General features: G+C 75.6%; 16 protein-coding genes. 10 read left to right on the top strand and 6 right to left on the bottom strand.

What is annotated here, in order from left to right; all coding sequences use genetic code 11:
• The 5 genes from ACZ63H_RS16525 (at position 1) to ACZ63H_RS16505 (ending at position 7094) form a co-directional block, all read left to right on the top strand.
• Complete coding sequence (locus ACZ63H_RS16525) at positions 1-414, top strand: PaaI family thioesterase (RefSeq protein WP_469865520.1); 414 nt, start codon at positions 1-3, stop codon at positions 412-414.
• 484 nt (positions 415-898) lie between these two features.
• Positions 899-1117, top strand: a complete 219-nt coding sequence (locus ACZ63H_RS16520) for a type A2 lantipeptide (protein ID WP_467932074.1) — start codon at positions 899-901, stop codon at positions 1115-1117.
• A 136-nt stretch (positions 1118-1253) separates the two neighbouring features.
• A complete protein-coding gene (locus ACZ63H_RS16515; protein WP_469865518.1) occupies positions 1254-2060 on the top strand; it encodes a hypothetical protein in 807 nt (268 codons plus the stop codon).
• The gene (locus ACZ63H_RS16510; protein WP_469865516.1) at positions 2057-4276 is read left to right on the top strand and encodes an NHLP family bacteriocin export ABC transporter peptidase/permease/ATPase subunit; all 2220 of its coding nucleotides are present in this window, start codon (positions 2057-2059) and stop codon (positions 4274-4276) included. The genes ACZ63H_RS16515 and ACZ63H_RS16510 overlap by 4 nt, the downstream gene beginning before the upstream one ends.
• A 1-nt stretch (position 4277) precedes the next feature.
• A complete protein-coding gene (locus tag ACZ63H_RS16505) occupies positions 4278-7094 on the top strand; it encodes an NHLP bacteriocin export ABC transporter permease/ATPase subunit (protein ID WP_469865514.1) in 2817 nt (938 codons plus the stop codon).
• Here the strand turns inward: ACZ63H_RS16505 and ACZ63H_RS16500 are convergent.
• Positions 7091-7921, bottom strand: coding sequence for a ribonuclease BN (locus tag ACZ63H_RS16500; protein ID WP_469865512.1), 831 nt, complete (start codon positions 7919-7921; stop codon positions 7091-7093). The genes ACZ63H_RS16505 and ACZ63H_RS16500 overlap by 4 nt on opposite strands.
• Before the next feature lie 146 nt (positions 7922-8067).
• Here ACZ63H_RS16500 and ACZ63H_RS16495 point away from each other — a divergent pair, with 146 nt between their 5' ends.
• Entirely contained in the window at positions 8068-9114 is a 1047-nt protein-coding gene (locus ACZ63H_RS16495) for an MGDG synthase family glycosyltransferase (RefSeq protein WP_469865637.1), read from the top strand.
• 275 nt (positions 9115-9389) lie between these two features.
• Here the strand turns inward: ACZ63H_RS16495 and ACZ63H_RS16490 are convergent, their stop codons facing one another.
• Genes ACZ63H_RS16490 through ACZ63H_RS16480 form a run of 3 tightly spaced genes read right to left on the bottom strand, consistent with a single transcriptional unit; the run spans position 9390 to position 11967 of the window.
• Entirely contained in the window at positions 9390-10187 is a 798-nt protein-coding gene (locus ACZ63H_RS16490) for a polysaccharide deacetylase family protein (protein WP_469865510.1), read from the bottom strand.
• Positions 10188-10194: 7 nt separating this feature from the next.
• Entirely contained in the window at positions 10195-11118 is a 924-nt protein-coding gene (locus tag ACZ63H_RS16485) for a DMT family transporter (RefSeq protein ID WP_469865508.1), read from the bottom strand.
• Positions 11119-11124: 6 nt separating this feature from the next.
• Positions 11125-11967, bottom strand: a complete 843-nt coding sequence (locus ACZ63H_RS16480; protein WP_469865506.1) for an SDR family NAD(P)-dependent oxidoreductase — start codon at positions 11965-11967, stop codon at positions 11125-11127.
• Between the two features lie 226 nt (positions 11968-12193).
• Here ACZ63H_RS16480 and ACZ63H_RS16475 point away from each other — a divergent pair, with 226 nt between their 5' ends.
• From ACZ63H_RS16475 to ACZ63H_RS16460, 4 genes are all read left to right on the top strand, one after another.
• Positions 12194-12367, top strand: coding sequence for a hypothetical protein (locus tag ACZ63H_RS16475; protein WP_469865504.1), 174 nt, complete (start codon positions 12194-12196; stop codon positions 12365-12367).
• A 194-nt stretch (positions 12368-12561) separates the two neighbouring features.
• Positions 12562-13599, top strand: coding sequence for an iron-containing redox enzyme family protein (locus ACZ63H_RS16470; protein WP_469865502.1), 1038 nt, complete (start codon positions 12562-12564; stop codon positions 13597-13599).
• Between the two features lie 33 nt (positions 13600-13632).
• A complete protein-coding gene (locus ACZ63H_RS16465; protein ID WP_469865635.1) occupies positions 13633-14274 on the top strand; it encodes a HemK2/MTQ2 family protein methyltransferase in 642 nt (213 codons plus the stop codon).
• Between the two features lie 85 nt (positions 14275-14359).
• Positions 14360-14536: a CDGSH iron-sulfur domain-containing protein gene (locus tag ACZ63H_RS16460; protein ID WP_467932410.1), complete on the top strand. Its 177-nt coding sequence runs from the start codon at positions 14360-14362 to the stop codon at positions 14534-14536.
• A gap of 195 nt (positions 14537-14731) precedes the next feature.
• Here the strand turns inward: ACZ63H_RS16460 and ACZ63H_RS16455 are convergent, their stop codons facing one another.
• Positions 14732-15166, bottom strand: a complete 435-nt coding sequence (locus tag ACZ63H_RS16455) for a subtilase-type protease inhibitor (protein WP_469865500.1) — start codon at positions 15164-15166, stop codon at positions 14732-14734.
• 323 nt (positions 15167-15489) lie between these two features.
• Positions 15490-17001 carry an RICIN domain-containing protein gene (locus ACZ63H_RS16450; protein WP_469865498.1) on the bottom strand — a complete coding sequence of 504 codons (1512 nt, stop codon included), beginning with the start codon at positions 16999-17001 and terminating at the stop codon, positions 15490-15492.
• Positions 17002-17203 lie beyond the last annotated feature (202 nt).

Here is a 17203-nt window from a genome sequence, read left to right as displayed (position 1 = left end):
ATGACGATGACCATCGCCGAAGCCGACGAGATCCTCTCCTCCCGTTTCGCCCCCTGGGTGCGGGAACTGGGGCTGGCGGTCGAGGCGTTGGGCGAGGACCGGGCCGTGCTGCGGCTGCCCTGGTCGGACCGGCTGGCCCGGGAGGGCGGCGGGCTGTCGGGGCAGGCGCTGATGGCCGCGGCCGACACGGCGACGGTCGTCGTGGTCTCGGCCGCCCGGGGCTCGTTCGTGCCCATGACGACCGTGCAGCAGTCGACCTCGTTCCAGCGCGCGGTGTCCGGCGCGGACGTCCTCATCGAAGCGGTCCTGACGAAGCTCGGCCGCCGGATGGCCTTCGCGGACGTGACGCTGACCGACGCCGGTTCGGGTGCCCTCGCGGCCCGCGCGAGCACGGTCTACGCCCTTCTGGGCTGACCACCCGGGGAAACGGCCGGCCGCGATCGATCACCGTCGGCCATCGGCAGGTGACGATCAGTTGCCGACGCGAAGCGGAATCCCCCCTTCAGGGAATCTGCACATCGATTACCCAGGCACCTCACCGGCCCCCGGGGATCTGCACATCCGCGCGGGCCCCGGACACGTCTTTGGCGAGGAGTGCCGGATTCGCGGCCCGGTGGGCAAGACACCCGCCGCGACGATGCCGTGCGGCATGTGAAGGAGTCGCCGACACGACGTGCGCACACCTGCACGGATGAGGCCGTTCCCGAGCCAAGTTCCCAGGTGAGAGCCCTGGTTGATTGGAAGCGCCCCCCGCGTGCGTGCTTTGATCCATCGCACCGCAGAGGTCCGGCGGGCTCCCTGACCGGGAGCCCGGCGCCCGCGGTCGCGGCCGTCCGTCTGTCCCCAGAGGGGGCCGCTCCCCCCTTGTGAAGTCATCCATATGAAGGGAAGTTCCACCATGAACTCCACCCCCCGGGTCGAGACCGTCGAGATCTCGGACGCCGAGCTGGACAATGTCTCCGGCGGCCTGTCCGTGAACACCCTCAACAGCACCCTCGGCACCGTGAACGAGATCGCCCCCGGCGTGACCGGTCTGGTCAACACGGTCGTCGGCACCGTCGAGGGTGTCACCGGCCTGAACACCGCCCCGGTCAACGGCCTGGTCGCCGGCCTCTGATCGCACCCCGGTGCCACCGAAGTCCCGGAGCCGTCCCCCGGCTCCGGGACTCTCGGACGTCCGGCACCGGATGTGTCACCCCGTCGTCACCCCATGCGTCACCTCATGCGTCTGACCCACAGGTGAGGGAAGTTCCGTGCAGTTCCGCCAACAGGCCCTCGCCAAGCTCCAGTCGCCGGAGGAACTGGACCTTCCGGTACGACTGGCCCGTCCGCAGGGCTGGCTCGCGCTCGGCGTCACCGTCGTCGTGCTGGCCGCCGCCTCCGTGTGGGCGGTGACCGGCTCGGTCGCCTCCACGGTGAGCGCGCCCGCCATCCTCACCCACGGGCAGGGCAGCTATGTGCTCCAGAGCCCGGTGGCCGGACAGGTCACCGCCGTCCTCGCCCGGCAGGGCGAACGGCTGCCCGCGCACGCGCCCGTCGTGAAGGTCCGCACGGAGCACGGCGACGCGGTCGTCCGGACCGTCGCCGCCGGCCGCGTCACCGCACTCGCCGCCTCCCTCGGGCAGATCATCCGGACCGGCGGCGACGTCGCCGCCGTGGAGAAGGTCGCCCACGCCTCCGACCCGCTGTACGCGACCGTGTACGTGCCCGCCGAGAACGCCGCCGCCATCCCGGCGCACGCCGCCGTCGACCTGACCGTGTCCTCGGTCCCGGCCCAGCGGTACGGGGTGCTGCGCGGCACGGTGAAGTCGGTGGACCGCGGCGCGCAGTCCGACCGGTCGATCGCCGCGTTCCTCGGCGACCCCCAGCTCGGCGAGCAGTTCACCCGCGACGGCCGCCCGGTCGCCGTGCTGGTGGAACTCGCCGAGTCGCCGTCCACGAAGAGCGGTTACCGCTGGTCCAGCGCCGACGGGCCGCCGTTCCGGCTCGACTCCATGACCCTCGCCACCGGCTCCGTCCGGCTCGCCGACCAGCACCCCGTCGATTGGCTGCTCCCGTGACCACCACCCAGGAAACCCGTGGCCGCAGACGGGCGGCCCCCGCCGGGCGGCCGGCCCCCAAGTCCCGCACCGGCAGGACCCGCACGCCCACCGTGCTGCAGATGGAGGCCGTCGAGTGCGGCGCCGCCTCCCTCGCGATGGTCCTCGCCCACCACGGCCGGCACGTGCCGCTGGAGGAACTGCGCATCGCCTGCGGTGTCTCCCGCGACGGCTCACGCGCCTCCAACCTGCTGAAGGCGGCCCGCGGTTACGGCCTGACCGCCAAGGGCATGCAGATGGACCTGGCCGCCCTCGCCGAGGTGCGGGCCCCGGCCATCCTGTTCTGGGAGTTCAACCACTACGTCGTCTACGACGGCATGGGCCGCCGCCTAGGCCGGCGCGGGGTGTACGTCAACGACCCCGCCAAGGGCCGCCGTTTCGTGCCCCTGGAGGAGTTCGACGGCAGCTTCACCGGTGTGGTGCTGGTGCTGGAGCCCGGCGAGGACTTCACCCGGGGCGGGCGCCGCTCCGGGGTGCTCGGCGCGCTGCCGGCCCGGCTGCGCGGCACCGCCGGCACCCTCCCGGCGGCGGTGCTGGCCAGCCTGCTGCTGGTCGCGGTCGGCGCGGCCGTGCCCGCGCTCAGCCGCACCTACATCGACATGTTCCTCATCGGCGGGCAGACCTCCCTGCTGGGAGTGCTGTTCACCTCGATGGCCGCCTGTGTGCTGCTGACACTGGTGCTGACCTGGCTCCAGCAGGCCAATCTGCTGCACGGCCGGATCATCTCCTCCACCCTCTCCAGCGCCCGCTTCCTGCGCCATCTGCTGCGGCTGCCGGTGACGTTCTTCGCCCAGCGCTCCCCCGCCGACCTGGTCCAGCGCCTGCAGTCCAACGACCAGGTCGCCGAGACCCTGGCCCGCGACCTCGCGGCGGCCGGCGTGGACGCGATCGTGGTCGTGCTGTACGCGGTCCTGCTCTACACCTACGACCCGCAGCTGACGTTCGTCGGCATCGCCGTGGCCCTGCTGAACGTGGTGGCCATGCGGCTGGTCGTACGGCTGCGCGCGACCCGCACGGCGAAGCTGCGCGCGGACACCGCCCGGCTCACCAACACCTCCTACACCGGCCTCCAGCTGATCGAGACGCTGAAGGCGACCGGTGGCGAGGACGGCTACTTCCGCAAGTGGGCCGGGCAGCACGCCACCACGCTGGAGGAGCAGCAGCGGCTCGGGGTGCCGAGCGCCTGGCTGGGCGTGGTCGCGCCGACGCTCGCCACCTTCAACAGCGCGCTCATCCTGTGGATCGGCGGGCTGCGCGCGGTCGAGGGACACCTCTCGGTCGGCCTGCTGGTGGCCTTCCAGGCGCTGGTCGCCCGCTTCACCGCGCCGCTGACCCGGCTGAACGGCGTCGCGGGCCGCATCCAGGACTTCGCGGCCGACGTGGCCCGGCTGAAGGACGTGGAGAACTTCCGCACCGACCCGCTCTACGCCCGGCCCGGCGGCGACTCGGCCCGGCGGCTGCACGGCCACGTCGAGCTGGAGGACATCACCTTCGGCTACAGCCCGCTGGACCGGCCGCTGCTGACCGGCTTCGACCTGAGGGTCGGTCCCGGACAGCAGGTGGCACTGGTCGGCGGATCGGGCAGCGGCAAGTCCACGGTCTCCCGGCTGATCTCCGGCCTGTACACGCCGTGGGAGGGGGTGATCCGCATCGACGGCCGCCGGCTGGAGGACATCCCGCGCGGCACGCTCGCCGCCTCCGTCTCCTTCGTCGACCAGGACGTCTTCCTGTTCGAGGGATCGGTCCGCGACAACGTGGCCCTGTGGGACCCGTCCATCCCCGACGAGGCGGTGCTGGAGGCGCTGCGGGACGCGGCGCTGTACGACGTGGTGGCCCGCCGGCCCGGCGGCATCCACAGCAGGGTCGAGCAGGACGGCCGGAACTTCTCCGGCGGGCAGCGCCAGCGCCTGGAGATCGCGCGGGCCCTGGTGCGCCGGCCGAGCATCCTGGTGCTGGACGAGGTGACCAGCGCGCTGGACGCGGAGACCGAGCTGGTGGTGATGGACAACCTGCGCCGGCGCGGCTGCGCCTGTGTGGTGATCGCCCACCGGCTGAGCACGGTCCGCGACAGCGACGAGATCGTCGTCCTGGAGCACGGCACGGTCGTCGAGCGCGGGCGGCACGAGGAACTGGTGGCGCGCGGCGGCGCGTACGCGGCGCTGGTCAGGGAGCGGTGAGATGACATCCGTGCGGGAAGGCGACCTCGTCCTCGAAGCGCTCGGCTCGCTGGGCACCCGGCTGGACTGCGCCGGGCTCGGCCGCCTGGAGCTGGCGGGCCCGCAGGTGCTGTGGCTGGTCGCGGCCGGCGCGCTGGACCTGTTCGCGGTGGACGCCGCCCAGCAGGGCCACTGGCACCACCTGGGCCGGCTGGAGGCGGGCACGCTGCTGCTCGGCCCGGTCGCCGGGCCGCGGCACACGCTGGTGGCCCGCCCGGTCCGCGACTGCGTGGTGCACCGCGTCGGCCTGCGCGAGCTGTACCAGCCGGCCCCCGCGCAGACCTGGTCCCACGACGAGTACGGCATCCCCCAGTACGTGCCGCCGGCCTCCAGCCCGCTGGAGTACGCGGTCGCGCTCGGTGTCGGCCGGGGCCTGTCCGTCCTCTTCCAGGCGCCGATGGCGGGCGAGCGCACCGCGGCGCCCGCCGACGACGACGTGTTCTGGATGCAGGTCCCGCCGGGCAGTGTGCAGTACGGCTCGCTGTACGGCGCCGAGGCCGCGGCCGATCTGCTGATGGATCCGGCGGTGTGGCAGGGCATGGTGGACCAGCAGTACCGGCTGCTGACCGCGCTGGACCGGTGGATCGAGGAGCTGGAGCAGGCGCACGAGACGCGTACGGCCGCCGGGATCAGGGCCGGTGAGGCGGTGCGCGCGCAGGCCGACCAGACCCTGCTGGCCGCCATCGGCAAGCGCTCGGCCCGCCGTACGACGGCCGCCGACGCGGACGCCACCTACACGGCCTGCCGGCTGGTCGCCGAGGCGGCCGGGATCACCCTCGCCGAGCCCGCGCACAGCGGCACCGCGAGCGAGCGGCTGGACCCGGTGGAGCGGGTGGCACTGGCCTCCCGGGTACGCACCCGGGCGGTCCGCCTCCAGGGGCGCTGGTGGCGGGAGAACACGGGCCCGCTGGTCGGCCGGCGGGCGCTGTCCGGGACGCCGGTGGCGCTGCTGTGGCGGCGCGGCGGCTATGTCGCCGTCCACCCGGGCACCGGCCGCCGGATTCCGGTCGGCAAGGCGAACGCCGGGGAGTTCGAGCCGCGCGCGGTGATGTTCTACCGGCCGCTGCCCGACAAGCCGCTCTCCCCGCTCGGGCTGCTCCGGTTCAGCCTCCGCGGGACCCGCGGCGATCTGCTGAACCTGCTGCTCGCGGGCCTGGTGACGGTGGCCGTCGGCGCGCTGGTGCCGATCGCGACCGGCAAGGTGCTCGGCGAGTACGTGCCGCGGGCCCAGGAGGGCCTGATCGCCCGGGTGTGCCTGGCGGTCATGGTGAGCGGGGTGGTCGCGGCGGCGTTCACGCTGCTGGAGAACCTGTCCATCCTGCGCCTGGAGGGCCGGATCGAGGCGGCGCTGCAACCGGCCGTGTGGGACAGGCTGCTGCGGCTGCCCACCCGGTTCTTCACCCGGCGCTCGACGGGCGAGCTGGCCGGCGCGGCGATGGGCGTCAGCGCGATCCGCCGGCTGCTGGCGGGCGTCGGCCCGGTCGTCGCCCAGTCGGTGACCGTCGGCGCGATGAACCTGGGGCTGCTGCTGTGGTACAGCGTGCCGATGGCGCTCGCGGCGGTCGGGATGCTGCTCGTCGTCGCGGTGGTGTTCGCGGGGCTCGGGCTGTGGCAGGTGCGCTGGCAGCGGCGGCTGGTGACGCTCGGCAACAAGCTGAACAACCAGGCGTTCCAGACGCTGCGCGGGCTGCCCAAGCTGCGGGTGGCGGCGGCCGAGAACTACGCCTACGCCGCCTGGGCCCGAGAGTTCGCGCGCGGCCGGGAACTCCAGCAGAGGGTCGGCCGGATCAAGAACCTGACCACCGTCCTGGGCGCGGTCTACCTGCCCGTGTGCACCCTGCTGATGTTCATGCTGCTGGCGGGGCCGGCCGAGGGCGCGATGTCGGCGGCGGACTTCCTGGCCTTCAACACCTCGGTGACCATGCTGCTGACCTCGGTCACCCAGCTGACCGGCGCGTTCGTGTCGGCGGTGGCGGCGCTGCCGCTGTTCGAGGAGATCAAGCCGGTCCTGGAGGCCAGGCCCGAGGTCCGGGCGGCCAGCACCCGCCCGGGGCCGCTGTCGGGCGCGCTGGAGGCCCGTCGGCTGTCCTTCCGGTACGCCGACGACGGCCCGCTGGTCCTGGACGACGTGTCCTTCGCCGTACGGCCCGGCGAGTTCGTGGCCATCGTCGGCCCGAGCGGCTGCGGCAAGTCCACACTGCTGCGCCTGCTCATCGGCTTCGACCGGCCGGTCTCCGGCAGCGTCCTGTACGACGGCCAGGACCTGGCGGCGCTGGACCAGTCCGCGGTGCGCCGCCAGTGCGGGGTCGTCCTCCAGCACGCGCAGCCGTTCTCCGGCTCGATCATGGACGTCATCTGCGGCGCGGAACCGTACACGCCGGAGGAGGTGATGGCGGCGGCCGAGCTGGCGGGCCTCGCGGAGGACATCCGGCGGATGCCGATGGGGCTGCACACCATCGTCGCCGGCAGCGGCGCGGTATCCGGCGGCCAGCGGCAGCGCCTGATGATCGCCCAGGCCCTGATCCGGCGGCCGCGGATCCTCTTCCTCGACGAGGCGACCAGCGCCCTGGACAACGACACCCAGCGCGTCGTCATCGACAGCACCCGCAAGCTGAACGCCACCCGGATCGTGATCGCCCACCGGCTGACCACCGTCCTGGACGCCGACCGGGTGATCGTGATGGAGGACGGCAGGATCGTCCAGCAGGGCACCCCGGCCGAACTCCTCGCGGACACCGGGGGCCGGCTCCACGAACTGGTGCGCCGGCAGCTCGCCTAGGACGCGTCCCGCTCGTCGGTGCCGTCCGTCCGCTCCGGCTGGTGGTGGGAGGGCATCCAGTGGTGCTCGGTGAACCAGCGGCCGAACAGGGCACCGCCGTAGATGACGAAGCCGACGCCGATCAGCCAGGACTCCACGACGAGGACGGTGCCGACGGCGCCGTAGCTGAGGGCGTTGGTGACGATGAGGGGGGTGAAGACCAGGTAGGAGAAGGCCCGCAGCCCGATCAGGCCGACGACGGTGGCCACCGCGCCCGGCAGCAGTGCCCGCCAGCGGACCTGGCCGCCCAGCAGGAACCGCTGGCCCCACCAGAAGAACAGCACACCGCTCAGCGTCGACAGGGTGATCCGCTGCCCGCCGTGCAGGGTCGTCTTCGTCGCCGCCTCCTGGTACAGGTACGCGGTCAGCACCACCAGCCAGGTCGCCTGCCGCCACACCCGGTGCCAGGGGCCGGACGCCAGGCCCCAGATCCTCTCGTAGGCGTTCTGCACGCTGCCGCCGAAGGCCACGCCGAAGACGGCGAGCAGGACACCGCTCCAGACGCTGGTGGTGCCGATGACCTTGCGCGGCGGGCTGATGACGTCGGTGACCGCGCGCGCGGACCGGCCGGACAGGCCCATGCCGTCGGTGAGCCAGGAGGCGAAGCCGCCCCGCACCAGGGGGTCGGCCGCGGCGACCACGATCAGCAGCGGCGCCAGCGTCACCAGCGACAGGGTGGCGAACCCCATGGCCCGGTGCATCAGTTCCAGTTCCCGCCCGTGCTCGAACAGGGCCCGGACCCGCAGCCACTGCCACGCGCGGTGCAGGCCGCGCCGCAGCCGTCTCACGGCTCCTCCCCTGCTCGCCGCCCGGTTGCCCCGGGCGGCCGGGGGGCGGTTTGGGCGCCGCGGCGGCGGAGAATCGTCAATCCGTGCGGAGCACCGACCACGAGACGCCGGACGGCCGGCGGCGGACCCTGATCGTCAGCGCGAGCATGGGCGCCGGTCACGACACCGTGGCCGCCGAACTCGCCCGCCGGGCCGAGGCCCGGGGCGGGCGGGCCGAGGTGGTCGACGTGCTGCGGCTGCTGCCGTACGGCCTGGGCACGGGCCTGCGCCGCGGCTACCAGGCGTCGGTGCGCCACCTGCCCTGGCTGTACGCCGGGGTCTACGGCGCGTTCCTGCGCGAGGGGCGCGGCCCGCGGCCCAGCGGGGTGCCGCTGGCCCGGCTGGCCGGGGACCGGCTGACCGACCTGGTGGACCGGGTGCGCGCCGACGTGGTGGTGTCCGTCTTCCATCTGGCGGCGCAGCTCACCGGGCATCTGCGGGCCCGGGGGGCGCTGCGGGTGCCGAGCGCCGTCTTCCTGCTGGACTTCGCGGTGCACCGGCAGTGGCTGCACCCGGGCAACGACCGGTACCTGTGCCTGACGGAATCGGCGGCGGCGCGGGTGCGCCGGGCGCTCGGCGCGCCCGTGGTGACCACCGGGCCGGTGGTCGCGCCCGCCTTCCGCGCGCCGGCCCCCGGCGCGGCCCGGTGGCAGGAGCGGTTCGCCGCGCGGGCGCCCGGCCGGCCCCCGGTGCTGCTGTCCGCCGGCGCCTGGGGGGCGGCGTCGCGGCCCGCCGCCACGGCCCGGCTGCTGGCCGCGGGCGGCTGGCTGCCGGTGGTGCTGTGCGGCCGCAACGAGCGGCTGTACGCGCGCATGTCCCGGGAGCCGGCCGCGCTCGCCCTGGGGTGGGTCGACGACATGCCCGGGCTGCTGGGCGCGGGGCACGCCCTGGTGGACAACGCGGCCGGCCAGACGGCCGTCCAGGCGCTCGCGGCGGGCCTGCCGGTGGTCGCCCACCGCCCGCTGCCCGGCCACGGCGCGGAGGGCGTCCGCCGGATGGCCGACCTCGGGCTGTGCGCCCCCGCCCCGGACGGCCCCGCGCTCCTGAGGACGCTGGACGGCCTCCGCGCGGGCACCCCGGAACGCGCGGCCCGGGTCGCCCGGGGGCAGGCGCTGTTCCGCGGGGACGCGCTGGACCGGCTGGCGGACCTGTGAGCCGGCGGCCCCGCGCACACCCCCGCCACCCCGGCGGGCGCGCCGTCCCCACGCCGGGGCACCGCGACCGCACCGGCGCCACCCGCTCCCCCGCCTGCGACGGGCCCCGCACCCCCGCACCCGCGCACGCACTGCGGCACGGCACGACCGGCACCGCCGCCCACCCGGGGCCACCCGCCGCGCGCCCGGTCCCGCACGGCGGGCCCCGCACCGCCGCGGGTCCGCGGCCGTCCGCCGGGAGCGTGCTCCGGGGCGGCGGGGCCGGTGACGCCGGCTCATCGGCGCGGTCGTCCCCCGGCCACGCGCTGCGGTGCGGCGGGCCGGGGGGAGGTCGGTGCCGGTGGCGCGTCGTGTTCGCGGAGCGGGCCCACCGTCATCCCCGCCTCGCGGCAGTCCCGGACGACGGCCGGCAGTGCGCCGAGCGCGGCGTGCCAGCAGCCGGGGGCCGAGTACCGGTCGGCGTCGTGCAGCAGCACGGTGCCGCCGCCGCGCAGGTCCGCGGCGACCCGGGCCCGTACCGACGCCGGTGTGGCGTCGGCCGTCCAGTCCCTGCCCCACGCCGACCACAGCACCGTGCGCAGTCGGGCCCGCCGGGCGGCCCGGACGCGGCCGGCGGTGAGGATGCCGTAGGGCGGGCGGTACCAGCGCGGGCGCCGTCCGGTGAGGTCGTGGACGACCCGGACGGTCCGGGCCACCTCCTCGGCGTCGCGGGCGAACGCGGGCCGCCAGGGCCGGTCGTGGCGCCAGCCGTGCACCCCCAGCTCGTGCCCGCGCCGCACCGTCTCGCGCACCACCCCGGGGTGGCGCACCGCGTGCTCGCCGACCACGAAGAAGGTGGCCCGCACGCCGAGCCGGTCCAGTGCGTCGAGGAAGCGCGGGGTCGACTCCGGGTCGGGTCCGTCGTCGAAGGTGAGCGCGACGTGCCGGACGTGGCCGGTGCCGGCGAGGCCGGGGAAGAGCAGCGGCCGTACGCCCGGCAGCCAGCTGGCCGCCGGGACGATGTGCGCCGCGGCGGCGCCGGCCGGCAGCAGCACGGCGGCCGTCCGCCAGGAGCGGCCGGAGACGGGGGACATCGGTGACCTACCTCCTCGGTGTGCGCGGAAGAGCGGCGGCGGAACCGGGTGACGGCGCCGGACCGTCCTCGTCCCACCGGCCGCCGACGGACGGGGCGCGGGCGAGACCGATGCTGCCCGCGCCGATCAGGGCCACGCCGACCGCCTCCGGCAGCACCCGCAGCCCCAGCTGGATCGTCTCGGCGAACAGCACCCAGCCGAGGACGACGCTGCCGAGCGCGTCGCCGAGGGTGAGCGCGGGCTGGGAGGCCGTCAGCGGCCCGGCGGCGAGCGCGCCCTGCAGCAGCACGAAGGCGACGAGTCCGGCGGCCCCCGTGGCGTACGGCGACCAGTGTCCGAACATCGCGCCGGGCCCGTGCTCCAGCCGGCCCACGGCCTCCTTCAGCAGCGCGGCCGTGGTGGCGAAGCACAGCGCCGAGGCGAGGCCGAGCAGCGTGGCCCGGGACGCGCCGCGGACCGGGCGCGCGGCCAGCCAGAGCAGGGCGACCGCGCCGAGCACCCCGCCCCCGCCCAGCAGCCAGGCGCCCGGGCGCGCGGTCTCCTGCCCGGCGGTCGGGGCGGCGGCCAGCAGGAACAGGGCCAGCCCGCCGGCGAGGGCCACGAACGCCAGCCAGGTCCGGGCGTCGGGGCGGCGCCGGAAGACGACACTGCCCACGGCCAGGGTGAACAGCAGCTCGGCGGCGAGCAGGGGCTGCACCAGGGACAGGCTGCCCGTGGCCAGCGCCCCGGCCTGGAGCAGACCGGACAGCAGCAGCAGCGCGGCACCCGCCAGCCAGACGCGGCGCCGCAGCAGCTGCGGGATCCGGCGCAGGATGGACTCCTGCCCGTCGCCCTGGTCCGTCTCCTCGACGGCGGCCCGCCGCTGGAGCACCGAGGCGGAGGCGTTGGCCAGGGCCGCGAGCAGGGCGAGCAGCACCGTGACCGCGGTCATGGCCGCTCACCCGAAGCGGGCGGCGAGCCGCCGGTAGAGTCCGGGCGCGGCACCGCGCACCAGGGCGGGCAGCCGTAGCCAGCCGGGGACGTACACCTCGTCCCTGCCGTGCCGCACGGCGGCGCAGACCGCGTCCGCCACCCGCTCGGCGGGCACGGGCCGGGGCCAGGACCGGGTGTAGGGGTTGCCCCGCCGGTCGAAGAACGGCGTGTCGACCACGCCGGGGATGACGTGGCTGACGCCCACCCCGGTGCCGCGCAGCTCGTAGCGCAGGGAGTCGGCGAAGGTGCCGAGGGCGGCCTTGGCGGCGGAGTAGACGGCCTCGCCGCGCACGCCCACGCTGCCGGCCATGGACCCGATGAGCACGACGCGGCCCGTGCCGGCGGTGACCATGTGGGGCAGCAGGGCGCGCACCAGGCGGACGGTGGCCAGCAGGTCGACGCCCACGATCTCGTCGATGCGCGCGGCGGGCATGCCGGTGAAGTCCCCGGCCCAGCCGACACCCGCGCCCGCCACCAGCAGGTCGACCCGTCCGAGGTGGTCCAGGGCGAGGTCGGTGAGGTGGCGGCCGGCGCCGGGCCGGGCGAGGTCGCCGGGCAGCGCGACCGCGCCGGACTGGCCGGCCACCTGCTCCAGTCGGGTGATGTCGCGGCCGTTGAGCGCCAGCCGCCAGCCGCCCTCGGCGGCCAGCCGGCGGGCCACGGCCGCGCCGATGCCCGAGGACGCGCCGGTCACCAGGGCGGTGCCGCCCCGGCCGCCGGGCGGCGGGGCGGCGCGCTCCTGGGGGGCCGGGGCCGGGGCGGGCCGGGTGCCGTTCGACGGTCCTGCGGGAGACGGGGCATGGGACATGTGACGACCTCACTGCGACGGCGTGCGGGCTCGCGAACTGTCGGGGCCGAACCCTCGGGGTGTATCCAGGGCGCCACACACTGAAACACCGCGCACGGCGGGACCCGTCCCCCACGTCCGGGCGGGGGCTGTCCGGGGCCGCGGCCGGTGGGCGCGGCCGGACGCTTGGGACGGCGCCGCCGGGTAACCCGCAGGGGAGATCACCCCATCGGTGGAAGGAGAGGTCATGTCGGGTGGGAACGGCCGTGGCGACCACGAGGACCGGCCGGAGACGGCCGTGGAGGAAGTGCTCCGGGAGGTCGAGGAGGCCGGGAAGCGCGACGGGGACAAGACCTCGGGCGAGGCCGGGGACGCCATCACCCCGAACACCGGGGCGCAGGAGCAGGCGGAGGGCGACTGAGCCGGCCGGCCGGTCCGCCCCGGGGAGCCCGCCCGAGCCGCCCGGGCGGGCCGTCCCCGCGGCCGCGCCCCGAGGCGCTCGGTCCGGTGCGCCGGGCGCCCCTTCGAAGGGCGGCGGACCGGAGCGCGGGCCCGGCAACCGCCCGGTGCCCAGCCGGCACAGTTGATCGACGGCGGCGCGGGTACACGTGTCCCATGAGTCACCACCAGCGAGAACCCCGGCTGCCCAGCCCCCGAGGCCCGCTCACCGCCGCGCTGACCGCGTACCTGCGCGGTACGGGCCCGCTCCCCCGCCCCGCCGACGCCGGGGCGGGGGACCCGTACGGCGACGACCTCCAGCTCGCGCTGTACGTGTGCTACGAGCTGCACTACCGCGGCTTCGCCGGGGTGCCGGCGGAGCGGGAGTGGGACCCGGGGCTGCTGGCCGTGCGGGCCGCGCTGGAGCAGCGCTTCCTGGCCGCGCTGCGCGCCGACACCCCGGTCCACGACAGCCTGGACGACGCGCTCGGCGCCCTCCTGGCCGAGCCGGCCGAAGGCGCGGGGATCTCCGGCTTCCTCGAACGGGAGGGCGAGTTGTGGCACCTGCGGGAGTACGCGGCGCTGCGCTCGCTGTACCACCTGAAGGAGGCCGACCCGCACGCCTGGGTGCTGCCGCGGCTGTGGGGCCGGGCGAAGGCGGCGATGGCCGCGGTGGAGTTCGACGAGTTCGGCGGCGGCCGGGCCGACCGGGTGCACGCGCGGCTGTTCGCCGACCTGATGACGGACCTGGACCTGGACACCGCCTACGGCCGCCATCTGGACGCGGCCCCGGCCGAGATGCTGGCCGTGGTCAACCTGATGTCGCTGTTCGGCCTGCACCGCGCGCTGCGCGGCGCGCTGGTGGGCCATTTCGCCGAGGTGGAGATCACCTCCTCGCCCGGCTCGCGCCGGCTCGCCGGGGCGATGCGCCGCACGGGGGCCGGTCCGGCCGCGGAGTTCTTCTACGACGAGCACGTGGAGGCGGACGCGGTGCACGAGCAGGTGGTCCGGCACGAGGTGATCGGCGGGCTGCTCGCCGAGGAGCCGGAGCTGGCGCCGGACATCGCGTTCGGGATCGACGCGACCGAGTACCTGGAGGACCGGCTGGCCCGGCGGGTGCTGGCCGACTGGCGGGCGGGGCGGTCGTGCCTGCGGGTGCCCCTGGGGACGACGGAACACCGGAAGGCGGAGCGACAGGCGGCCCATATATCATGATTCGCGGGGCATTCGAGTGAGGTGAACCTTTTGCTGCTTCCGGGTGTGTACGCCCCTCAGGACGACACGGAATTGCTGGTGGAGGCCCTGCGCGACGAGGCCCCGCCCCCGGGTACGCGCGTGCTGGACGTGGGGACCGGAAGCGGGGCGCTGGCACTGGCGGCGGCCCGGCAGGGCGCCCGGGTGACCGCGGTGGACGTGTCCCGGCAGGCGGTGTGGACGGCCCGGCTGAACGCCTGGCTGAGCCGGCTGCCGGTGCGCATCCGGCGCGGCAACCTCTTCGCACCGGTCCGGGGCCGCACCTTCGACCTCATCCTGGCGAACCCGCCCTATGTGCCGGCGCCCGAGACGGGGCGCGGGCCGCGCGGCCGGTCCCGGGCCTGGGACGCGGGGCACGACGGCCGACTGCTGCTGGACCGGATCTGCCGGGACGCCCCGGCGCTGCTGGGGCCGGGAGGGGTGCTGCTGATCGTGCACTCGGCGCTGAGCGGCCCCGAACACACCCTGGAGCTCCTGGGAGCGGCGGGCCTGACGGCCGAGGTGGTCCGGCGCCGCCGCGTCCCCTTCGGCCCGGTGCTGCGCGCCCGGGAGGACTGGCTGCGCCGACGCGGGCTGCTCGCGCCGGCCGAGGACAAGGAAGAGCTGGTGGTCATCCGTGCCGAACGACCCCGCTGACAGCGCGCCGTGCGGACCGGCGGACGACACGCCGTACGAAGCGGCGGGTGATCCGCCGCGCGACCCGGCCGGGGCCGCCCGGCGGATCACCCTGCAACGGCGCGGGCCCCTCCTGGTGGAAGGGCCCGTGGAAGTCGAGCTGGAGGACGGGACCACGGTCCGCTCGGACCGGTTCCGCGTCGCTCTGTGTACCTGCCGGCGCAGTCGCCGCTACCCCTGGTGCGACACGAGCCACCGGCGCAGGGCGCACAGCCCTGGTTGAAACCGCATGTTTTTCGCCGCTCCCCGGACGGCCCCCCACGGACCGGCCGGGGAGCGGCTGTGTGCCCGGAGCCGGCGGGCGGCCCCACTCCGCCCGCCTGCCCCGGTGCGAGATCGCTGGTTCCCCGCTCCAGGGGCCGCACTCCCCAGTTGCGGGCCTGATCCGGCGTTCCACGGGGTACCGTGCGATCCCGGTCTAGAACGCGAAGAGGCTGCCGCCGACGGCATCCCTCGCGCACGCGTTGCCGAAAGTGCGCTCGTAGGAGACGCGCTGGCCCTGCCAGACGCCCTGGACCGTGACCACGACGGGGTCGTACACCTTGGTGCACATCACGCCGTCGGCGTCCTTGAGGGCGTAGAGGTCGCCGTTCAGGCCGCGCAGTTCGGCGCAGGCCTCGGCGGGGGCCGGGTGGGTCCCGGTGGGCGTCGGGGCGCAGCTCAGGGTGACGGCGCGCTCCGGAGTGGCCGTGGCCACGTCGTTGCCGTGGCCGGTGGTGAGCACCAGCGCCGAGGGGGCGTAGAGCGACGACGGGGCGGCGCCCGGTGCAGCGACGGCGGCCCCGGTCAGGGGTCCGCAAACGGCGGCGGCCGTGAGGCCGAAGGCCGCTGCCCAGCGCGCGGTGTTCCGCATTGTGTGCATCCTTCCGCTCGAACAGACGGGGTGCCGGCTCCAGACCGGTCGGGTGCCGGAGCGGCGTGCGCCACTCTGCCGAGTCCACCGCCGAAACTCACATCGAACCCACGGGTTTCGGTAACCTTTCGTGTTGAATCAGTGGCGTGAAGTCACGGAAACCGAACGACGGGACCCCGTAACAGAGCGGTTCCCCCGTTCGAGAAGCGGCCGGATGGCCGAAAATCAGCGCGTCGTTAATCGTCCTGAAACATTCCGGCTCCGCCCGCCCGGAGTCCCTTCATGACTCCCTGTGTTCACGAAGTGATCACCACGGGGACGGTTCAGGTCCAGCGCTGTCCGGCGGAGCCGTCCCGCACCTTGACGACGACGTCGGAGCCCGGCCGCCCGGCACCTGCGGCGAGCGCGAGCGCGCGGTCCCAGCGGGGCGTCAGCTCGCCCCCCGCGCCGAGGTCGTAGCGCACGTCGGCGCCGCGTTCCGCGCCGGCGCCGACGCAGTCGCCGAGGAGCACCACGCCCGCGTCGGCGTGCGAGTCCAGGCACAGGCCGGCGCCGGCCGCGCTGCGCAGCACCCCGTCGGTGCCGTAGGTCCACCGCTGGGTGGCCGCGGCGGAGCACACGGCGAGGACGGCCCCCGCCCCGGCGCGCGGCGGGCCCTCGATGTCCAGGCACAGGCCGGTGCCGTTGCGCAGCCGCCCCGGCCGGGCGGCGATGGGCAGACCCGCGGGGGCGGAGGCGGACGGCGAGGGGCCGCCGGTGGAGACCACCGGGCCGGTGCCGCCGGCGCCGCCGCCGTCCGGCCACGGGGAGACCGCCAGGACCGTGGCCAGCAGCCCGGCCGAGACCACCGCGAGTGCGGCCGGCAGTGTCCGGGACGAGCGGGCGGCGGCTCCCGGCAGGCGGCGCGCGGCCGTCCGGAAGGGGAAGCGGCCCGGCCTGCCGCCGCGCCGGCGTCCGGCAAGGCGCCGTGGGCCGCCGCCCGCGCGGGCGGGCCCGGGGCGGCGGCCGGGGCGCGAGCCGAGGTAGCGGCGGGCACCCCAGCCGAGCACGGCCTCGGCGAGCAGCACGCCGAGGCCGTGCTCGACGTGGCCGAGCTGGTCGGCCGCGTGCCGGCAGTGGGCGCAGCCGGCCAGATGCTCCCGGACCTCGGGCAGCAGCGCGCCGCCCCGGCGTATCGGGACGTCGAGGAGGCGGTTGTGGTAGCGGCATTCGCGGCCGGGCGCGCGTTCCCGGTGGGCGCGCACCAGGCCCTCGCGGAATCTCTCCCGGGCCCGTTCGAGCGCGGCCGCCGCGCTGCCGGCGTCGATGCCGAGCAGTGCGGCGGGCACGGCGGGCGGCTCGGCCTCGACCTCGGTGTGCCACAGCAGTGCCTGTTCCGGCCGGGAGAGGCCGTGGAACGCGCTCTCGGCAAGAACGCGGTTCTCCGGTACCGCCGGGGTGCGCGCGGCGCGCATGCCGCGCCCGCCGGCCGGTTTCGCGAGCCCGGGCAGTACGGCGGTGATCCGGTCCGCTCCGGACCAGTTCACGACCGTGTCCCGGACCGCCACCAGCAGGCGTGGCCGCAGCGCGTCGGCGCTTTCGCCGCGGGCCAGCCGGGCGAGGACCTGGTGGCAGGCGGCGGCCGTGACCATGTGGGCGAGGGGACCGGAACCGGCCAGGCAGATGACCGCGTACTCGTGCGCGGGCTGCCAGTGCCGGGCCATCAGCAGGGCGGCGGACCGGGAGGCCTCGGAGCCGGAGCCGGCCCGCAGCGGCCCGGCGAGGAGTTCGTCGGGCTCCCCGGAAGCGGCGCCGGACGGCGGGCGGGAGGGACGAGGGGGGCGGGGGGTGGGCACGGGGCGGATTCCTCCGGCGCGTGGTGCGAGCGGAAATTCACCGAGGGGGAACCCTCGCACACCTTCCACACCAGCAACAAGGCGCCCGCAGGAGTCGACCGTTGAAAGGAAGCCAGGGCCGGGGGGGGGGGGGGGGGGGGGGGGGGGAGAGGGGGGGTCGGTGTACGCTTTGCCGGGTTCCCTTGGGTAGCCCTGCCGCCCA

This window comes from Streptomyces sp. NPDC104831, assembly GCF_055583025.1.
The sequence above is the reverse complement of the archived record's forward strand: the minus strand, read 5'-3'. Positions and strand labels throughout refer to the sequence as shown.